Origin of the sequence: Nonomuraea sp. NPDC049649, from assembly GCF_040675175.1 — a bacterium.
Lineage (GTDB): Bacteria > Actinomycetota > Actinomycetes > Streptosporangiales > Streptosporangiaceae > Nonomuraea.
The window spans coordinates 72,197-79,691 of sequence record NZ_JBFAOH010000026.1 but is presented as its reverse complement, the minus strand read 5'-3'; the positions used below and the strand labels follow the sequence as shown (position 1 = coordinate 79,691).

6 protein-coding genes are annotated in these 7,495 nt (G+C 69.2%); 2 read left to right on the top strand and 4 right to left on the bottom strand.

Annotated features, from left to right (window positions below):
- Positions 1–164: 164 nt before the first annotated feature.
- Both AB0J42_RS27160 and AB0J42_RS27155 read right to left on the bottom strand, forming a co-directional pair.
- The gene (locus AB0J42_RS27160; RefSeq protein ID WP_364299187.1) at positions 165–806 is read right to left on the bottom strand and encodes a response regulator transcription factor; all 642 of its coding nucleotides are present in this window, start codon (positions 804–806) and stop codon (positions 165–167) included.
- Positions 807–809: 3 nt separating this feature from the next.
- On the bottom strand, positions 810–2,666 hold the full coding sequence (locus AB0J42_RS27155; protein WP_364299185.1) for a histidine kinase: 1,857 nt from the start codon (positions 2,664–2,666) through the stop codon (positions 810–812).
- A 112-nt stretch (positions 2,667–2,778) separates the two neighbouring features.
- On the opposite strand from AB0J42_RS27155, the gene AB0J42_RS27150 reads away from it, so the two are divergent.
- Positions 2,779–3,501 carry an ATP-binding cassette domain-containing protein gene (locus AB0J42_RS27150; protein WP_364299183.1) on the top strand — a complete coding sequence of 241 codons (723 nt, stop codon included), beginning with the start codon at positions 2,779–2,781 and terminating at the stop codon, positions 3,499–3,501.
- Positions 3,498–4,277 carry an ABC transporter permease subunit gene (locus tag AB0J42_RS27145; protein WP_364299181.1) on the top strand — a complete coding sequence of 260 codons (780 nt, stop codon included), beginning with the start codon at positions 3,498–3,500 and terminating at the stop codon, positions 4,275–4,277. The genes AB0J42_RS27150 and AB0J42_RS27145 overlap by 4 nt, the downstream gene beginning before the upstream one ends.
- Positions 4,278–4,431: 154 nt before the next feature.
- On the opposite strand, the gene AB0J42_RS27140 is transcribed toward AB0J42_RS27145, so the two are convergent.
- Both AB0J42_RS27140 and dapA read right to left on the bottom strand, forming a co-directional pair.
- Entirely contained in the window at positions 4,432–6,117 is a 1,686-nt protein-coding gene (locus AB0J42_RS27140; protein ID WP_364299179.1) for a ribonuclease J, read from the bottom strand.
- Between the two features lie 54 nt (positions 6,118–6,171).
- Entirely contained in the window at positions 6,172–7,089 is a 918-nt protein-coding gene (gene dapA, locus AB0J42_RS27135) for a 4-hydroxy-tetrahydrodipicolinate synthase (RefSeq protein ID WP_364299177.1), read from the bottom strand.
- Between the last annotated feature and the right edge of the window lie 406 nt (positions 7,090–7,495).

The following is a 7,495-nucleotide window of genomic DNA, read 5'->3' as shown; positions in this document are numbered from 1 at the left end:
ATGATCCGGCCTTGGCACCCGTCACCGAGGCCGCCTAAGATCCACCCACGGCACCTACCTCGTCGAGCTTTTTACACCGCTCCGAGGACGCGACCACCCGCCCCCAGGACATGACGATCCACCGAGACGGACCCCCCTGGGACCACTCACCACAGTCACAGCACTCACCGAGCCGCCACCACCAGCCCGCTCTCGTAAGCCGCGATCACCAACTGGGCCCGATCCCGGGCGTCGAGCTTGGTCAGCAGACGGTTGATGTGGGTCTTGACCGTCGCCAGACTGAGCTGCAGACGCTTGGCGATCTCCAGATTGGACAGTCCCCCTGCGATCAGAACCAGCACCTCCCGCTCCCGCTCCGTGATCCCCTCCAGCCCGCGCACCCGGAGTGGAGCGGGCATCCGGACGAACTCCTCGATCAGCCGTCGCGTCACCGTCGGAGCCAGCAGCGCCTCTCCCCCGGCCACCACTCTGATCGCGTTGAGCAGGTCAGCCGGAGGCGTGTCCTTCAACAGGAACCCACTAGCCCCGGCCCGCAGCGCGTCATAAACGTAGGCGTCCAGATCGAACATGGTCACGATGAGGACCCGACTGGCCTTCCCGATCTGTCTCGTCGCCTCGATGCCGTCCATCCCGGGCATCCGGACATCCATGAGCACGACGTCGGGCTGCTCCCGCTCGGCGACGGCCACGGCTTCCGCCCCCGTCGAGGCTTCTCCCACCACCTCCAGATCCGGCTCGGAGTCCACCAGAACCCGGAAGCTGCCCCTGAGCAAGGCTTGATCGTCCGCGATCAGCACCCGGATCATGCATCACCGTTCCTCATGGGAGAGCCGAAGTGAATCCCCGTAGGGCAGGCTGGCCGAGACCCGGAAGCCCTGACCGGCCAGCGCCCCCGCCTCGAACGTCCCGCCGTACATCATGACCCGTTCCCGCATCCCGATCAGACCGTGACCAGTTCCCTTGCCTGGGAGCATGCGGTGACCGGGCCCGTCATCAGCGACCTCGATCCGTACCACTCTCCCGTCGTCGACCACCGACACCAGACACCGCGCAGGCGCCGCATGCTTGACCACGTTGGTGAGGGCCTCCTGCACAATCCGGTACACCGACAACTCCACCCCTTCGGGCAACCTCCCCCGCCCTGCCCCAAGCAGCGACCCGCTCTCCACAGCCCCCTCCCCCTCGGCGGCCCCGCGCACTACAGGCTCCTCCCACTCAGCGCCCCCATCCCCCAGCGGTGCCCCACCCGCGGCAGACCCCGCCCTTTCGACGCCCCTATCCGCAGCAGGCACCTCCCCCTCCGCGCCCCCGCGCACAGCAGAACCCTTCCGCTCAGCGCTCGGCCCTCCAGCACGCCACTCTGCCTCGACGTTCCCAGCCCCAGACGGCGATTCGCGCTCGGGAGGTCCCGCCCTTATGACGCCTCCGCCCAAAGCAGAGCCCTCTCCCTCGGTGCCTACGCCCTCAGACGGCGACCCGCCCTCGGCAGACCGTGTCCTTTCGGCGCCCCCGACCCCAGCAAAGCCCTCCCCCTCGGGCACCCCATCCCCAAGCGGGGACCTGCCCTCGACAGACCGCGCCCCTTCGACGCCCCCGACCCCAGCAAAGCCCTCCCCATCGGGGTTCCCACCCCCAGCAGGACACTCCCCGTCAACATCCCGGCCCGCCCGGTAGGACACCTCCGCCGACTGACCCGGCTGCCTGTCCCTCCCGGACGGCCCAGCCCGCTGAGATAGCGCTCCGGCCACCCCTCGTTCTCCACCTGCCGCGGGTTCCCGCACGCCGTCCTGACCCGCGGACTCGAACCGGCTTCCGCCCACCCGAATGTCGAGCTTCACGTCCACCCCTGCCTGCCTGGCCTGCTGGGCGAGGTCGCTCAACCCATGAAGCCCCGGCGCGGGATCGCGGGCGGGCGCGTCGGAGGACCGCAGCACCCCCAGCAGATGACGCATCTCGACCAGCGCGTTCCTGCTGGCCATCTCGATCACGCGCAGGGCGTCGTGAGCTTCCTCCGGCTTCGTGGCCAGCACGTGGTTGGCCACTCCCGCCTTCACGGCGATCAGCCCCACGTTGTGGGTCACCACGTCGTGCAGCTCCCGGGCGATGCGCAGCCGCTCCTCGGCCACGGCCTGCTCAGCCAGCCGCTCGGCCTGACGGGCCGCGTACATCCGCCGTTCGCGGACGGCGCGGCCCACGGTCCAGGCGCCGCCGAGTGCGGCGATGCCGAACAGCGCATCGTCGATGCCCAGCAGCCGGCCGGCCCCCTCCGGGTGAGCCGAAACACCCACCGTGACCAGGCCGATCCCCGTCAGCAGGGCGAGCGCCCCGATCGCCGTGGTGGGGAGCCAGCTGCCCCGGTCTTCCGTCGCCGCCACCAGGTAGAGCGCGTACGCGGGCGACATGTACGCGATGCCGAACGCGCCGCTCACCACGGCGGCGACGGCCAGCACCAGCGTGAGGAGGAAGACCGGCAGCGGCCACACTCTTCTCAGCGCCAGCGGAAGCCCCAGGCCCAGCGGGATGGCCAGCCTGGCCCACGGCGGAATGTCGGCGTCGACCGTCGCCGTCAGGGCGACCAGAGCGAAGCCCAGCGCGGCGGCTGCGTCCAGCGCGATCAGCTGGGAGCGGCCCAGCGGTCCCACGAAGAGGCGGTGCGACTCGTTCACGCGAAGAAAAGTAGCCGCGATCGCGACCGCGTACGTCAGCCCGTGGTCTGACTTTGAGGTTCAACCCGTGGTTCGATGTGCCGAGGCCACCCCGTGCCGCACGCTTTGCAACGTGATCGAGCTCAAGCACCTCACCAAACGCTACGGCGCCACGCTCGCCGTCGACGACCTGTCATTCTCCGTACGTCCGGGCCTGGTGACCGGCTTCCTGGGCCCCAACGGCGCGGGCAAGTCGACGACCATGCGCCTGATCCTCGGCCTGTGCGCCCCCACGTCGGGCGAGGCCCTGGTCAACGGCAGGCGCTACGCCTCTCTCCGCAGACCCGTCCACGAGGTCGGCGCCCTCCTCGACGCCAACGCGGTCCACGGCTCCCGCAGCGCCTACGACCATCTCCTCTGCCTGGCCCGCACCAACGGCATCGGCCCGCGGCGCGTGACCGAGGCGCTGGAGCGGGTCGGCCTGACCGGCGTCGCCCGCAGACCCGTGGGCGGCTTCTCCCTTGGCATGAAACAGCGGCTCGGCATCGCCGCCGCGCTGCTCGGCGACCCCGGCGTGCTGATCTTCGACGAGCCGGTCAACGGGCTCGACCCCGACGGCGTCCGCTGGATCCGCGACCTGATGCGCACGCTCGCCGCCCAGGGCAGGACGATCCTGCTCTCCAGCCACCTGATGAGCGAGATGGCGCTGACCGCCGACCACATCGTCATCGTGGGCAAGGGCAGGCTGATCGCGGAGGCCACGGTCGCGGAGCTCACCGCGCGGTATCCGACCCTGGAAGACGCCTACCTCACGCTCACCGCGAGCAGCGTCGAGTACGGAGCGGGGAGATCATGAGGGACGTGCTGTCCGCGGAGTGGCTGAAGTTCCGTTCCGTACGTTCGAGCAGGCTCACCGTCCTGCTGGCCCTCGGCGGGGTCCTCCTAGGCGCCGGCCTCGCCCAGATGGCGGCCGGCATGTACGACAGCGCGTCCCCGGCCCAGCAGGCCCGTGCGAGCGTCGCGGAGCTGGAGGAGGTCGTGCTGATGCTTCCCCTGCTCGCCCTCGGCGTCCTCGGCGTGCTGGCCATGACCTCCGAGTACGCGACGGGCCTGATCAGGAGCAGTTTCACGATGGTCCCCAGGCGCTGGCCGGTGCTGACGGCCAAGGCTGCCGTCGTCGGTCTCATCGGGCTGGTGACAGGACCGGCGGTGGTGTTCGGCACGCACGTCGTGTGCCGATGGATCATCGGTGACCGCTTCGGCGGTCTCTACCAGACGCCGTTCACCGACAAACTGCCGCTGCTGGCCGCTTTCGCCCTGACCGTTCCGGCGTTCGCGCTGCTGGGGCTGGGTCTGGGGACGATCCTGCGCTCCACGGCGGGCGCGATCGCGCTGCTCGTGGGGCTCGTCTACGTCATCCCGATGATCGTGAGCAAGTTCCCCGCGCCGTGGGACGAGTGGCTCGGCTCAGTCATGATCATCGCCCTTCCCCGGCAGATCAGCGGCGACTTCACCACTCCGGGCATCTACGGCACGTCGCTGCCGCCGTGGGCCGCGGCGGGGCTGCTGGCCGCTTATGCGCTGCTGCCTGTGCTCGCGGGCCTGTGGCTGCTGCGGCGGAGGGACGTCTGAGATGCCGCCCCCACCTTGTCCGGGAGGAGCTTTTGCGCCCTCCGAAAGCCACGTCACGGCGGCGAAGCACATCCGCCGTGCCGCTGCTTGGGCCTCTGCCGCATACTTCGCTCCTCCGGTACGGCAGGGTATGCCTGCCGTACCGGTGCGCGACTCAGACCTCCAGCACCACAGGAATGATCATCGGTCGGCGGCGGTAGGTGTCGCTCACCCAGCGGCCCACCGTGCGGCGCACCACACGGCGGATCTCCTGCATGTCGACCACCCCGTCGGCGGCCTTCTCTTCAAGCGCCTTCTCGATCTGGGGGATGAACTCTTCGAACTGCGCCGGATCGATGCCCGAACCGCGCGCGTGTATCTCCGGCCCCGCCGTGATCTTGCCGGTGGTCGAGTCGACCACGACGACCACGGAGATGAAGCCCTCGTCGCCCAGGATCCTCCGGTCCTTGAGCGACACGTCGGTGATCTCGCCGACCGACGAGCCGTCGACGTACACGTAACCCGCGTGCACCGCGCCGACGATCCTGGCGCGGCCGTCGACGAGGTCGACGACGACGCCGTCCTCGGCGATCACGATGTGGTCCTCCGGCACGCCGGTGAGCGCGGCCAGCTTGGCGTGCGCCCGCAGGTGCCGCCATTCTCCGTGGACCGGCATGAAGTTGGAGGGCCGGGTCAGGTTGAGCACGTAAAGCAGCTCACCTGCCGCCGCGTGACCGGAGACGTGCACCTTGGCATTGCCCTTGTGCACGACACGGGCACCCCAGCGGGTCAACCCGTTGATCACCTTGTTGACCGCGGTCTCGTTCCCCGGCACCAGCGACGACGCGAGCAGCACCGTGTCGCCTTCGGTGATGCGGATGGGGTGATCGCGGTTCGCCATCCTCGACAGGGCGGCCATCGGCTCGCCCTGGGACCCGGTGCAGATCAGCACCACGTCCTGCGGCGGCCACTGCTCGATGTCGCGGGTGTCGACGACCAGGCCCGGCGGCACCTTGAGGTAGCCGAGGTCGCGGGCGACCCCCATGTTGCGCACCATCGAGCGGCCGACGAGCGCCACCTTGCGCCCGTGCTTGGACGCGGCGTCGATGACCTGCTGGATGCGGTGCACGTGCGAGGCGAAGCTCGCCACGATCACCCGCTGCTCAGAGGTACGGATGACCTCGTCGATGACCGGGCCGATCTCCCGCTCGCTGGTGACGAACCCCGGCACTTCGGCGTTCGTCGAGTCGGACATCAGCAGGTCGACGCCCTCGCTACCGAGCCGGGCGAAACCGCCCAGGTCGGTGAGGCGGCCGTCGCTCGGCAACTGGTCCATGCGGAAGTCGCCGGTGTGCAGCACGATGCCGGCGGGCGTCCTGATGGCCACCGCCAGCGCGTCCGGGATGGAGTGGTTGACTGCCAGGAACTCGCAGTCGAACGGCCCGAACGTGTGTCGCTCACCCTCCACGACCAGCCTCTTCACCGGCTGAATGCGGTGCTCGGTGAGTTTCGCCTCGATCAACGCCAGGGTGAGCTTGGAACCGACGAGGGGGATGTCCCGCCGCTCGCGCAGCAGGTACGGCACCGCGCCGATGTGGTCCTCGTGGGCGTGCGTCAGGATGACGGCCTCGACCTGGTCGAGCCGGTCTCTGATGTACTCGAAGTCGGGCAGGATCAGGTCGACGCCCGGCTGCTCGGGATCGGGGAAGAGTACCCCGCAGTCGACGATCAGCAGGCGGCCGGCGTACTCGAAGACCGCCATGTTCCTGCCGATCTCGCCCAGCCCGCCCAGCGCGACGATGCGCAAGCCGCCACGTGGCAGCTTCGGAGGGGGGCCGAGATCAGGATGCGGATGGCTCATGCCCGGCCCCCATGGTCATATCGCGTGCTCAAAACTCGCAGTTCCTCCCCGTATCTAGATATCTGTCAACTTCACCCCGCCGGCCACCAGGCAAGCACGCAGCTCGGCGATCTGCTTCTCTGTTGGGGGCACGAGCGGCAGGCGCACCGGCCCGACCGGCATGCCCACCATGCTCAGTGCGGCCTTCGACATGATCGCGCCGCCCGCGCTCATCATGATTCCCTCGACCACGGGCGCCACCTGCCGGTGGATCGCGCGCGCCTGCTCGACATCGCCGTTGCGATGGAGCTGGATCATGCGCGCGAGCTGGTCGCCCACCACATGACCGATCACGCTGACGAAGCCCGCCGCGCCCAGCGAGAGCCAGGCCAGGTTGAGCAGGTCGTCGCCGGAGTAGAAGGCGAGATCGGTGGCGTTCATCACCTGGCTGGCACCGAAGAGGTCGCCCTTGGCGTCCTTCACGGCCACGATGCGGTCGTGCTGAGCCAGCCGGATCAGCGTCTCGGTCTTGATCTGCACACCGCTGCGCCCCGGGATGTCGTACAGCATGACCGGCAGCTCCGTGGCGTCGGCCACGGCGGAGAAGTGCCGATACAGGCCCTCTTGCGGGGGCTTGTTGTAGTACGGGGTCACCACGAGAAGGCCGTGAGCGCCTTCCCGCGCGGCCTGTCGAGCAAGTTCGACGCTGTGGCGGGTGTCGTTGGTGCCGGCCCCGGCCACCACGGTCGCCCGGTCGCCGACGGCCTCGAGGACCGTGCCGAGCAGGCGGGCCTTCTCCTCATCGGAGGTGGTCGGGGACTCTCCTGTCGTCCCGCTGACGATCAGTCCGTCGTTGCGCTGCTCGTCCACCAGGTAGGTGGCGAGCCGCCGCGCCGCCGAATAGTCGACCGCGCCATCAGGCGTGAACGGCGTGACCATGGCGGTCAGCATGCGGCCGAAGGGCGCGTCGGAGGTTCCTGTAGGCGATGCCATAGTGCGAACGCTACCCGGATTCCGAAATCCGTTGGACGCCGCCACCCCGCTTTGCCCACCTGACGCGGCCTTTTGTCACAGTATGCTCACTCGTTCCCGCGCACCTCCAGCCTCTCATGCCCCATGCCTCTCGCATGCAACCCCGGCGCGGCCACACCCCGCCGAAGGCCGGGAATCGACCGGGGCTCCCGACCTCGACCGGGCCGGACCGAGCTCCGGCACCCCGCCGCTGCGCTCTGTAGCACGGCGAGGGGGACGGCCGTGAGCGCCGCCCATAGCCGGGCCCCGCTGTATGCCGACATAAGTGGTAATCGTCTCCCCGCGCCAAATCTCGGGTAAAGAAGTGCTCCAAGATCATAATTGGCGCAGTGCGAGGGAGCAGCTCGACGGGATTTGCGAGCGCTCG

Coding starts and splice junctions, on each gene's coding strand:
- AB0J42_RS27160 (WP_364299187.1), bottom strand. CDS start 806: ATGATCCGGGTGCTGATCGCGGACGATCAAGCCTTGCTCAGGGGCAGC.
- dapA (WP_364299177.1), bottom strand. CDS start 7,089: ATGGCATCGCCTACAGGAACCTCCGACGCGCCCTTCGGCCGCATGCTG.
- AB0J42_RS27145 (WP_364299181.1), top strand. CDS start 3,498: ATGAGGGACGTGCTGTCCGCGGAGTGGCTGAAGTTCCGTTCCGTACGT.
- AB0J42_RS27140 (WP_364299179.1), bottom strand. CDS start 6,117: ATGAGCCATCCGCATCCTGATCTCGGCCCCCCTCCGAAGCTGCCACGT.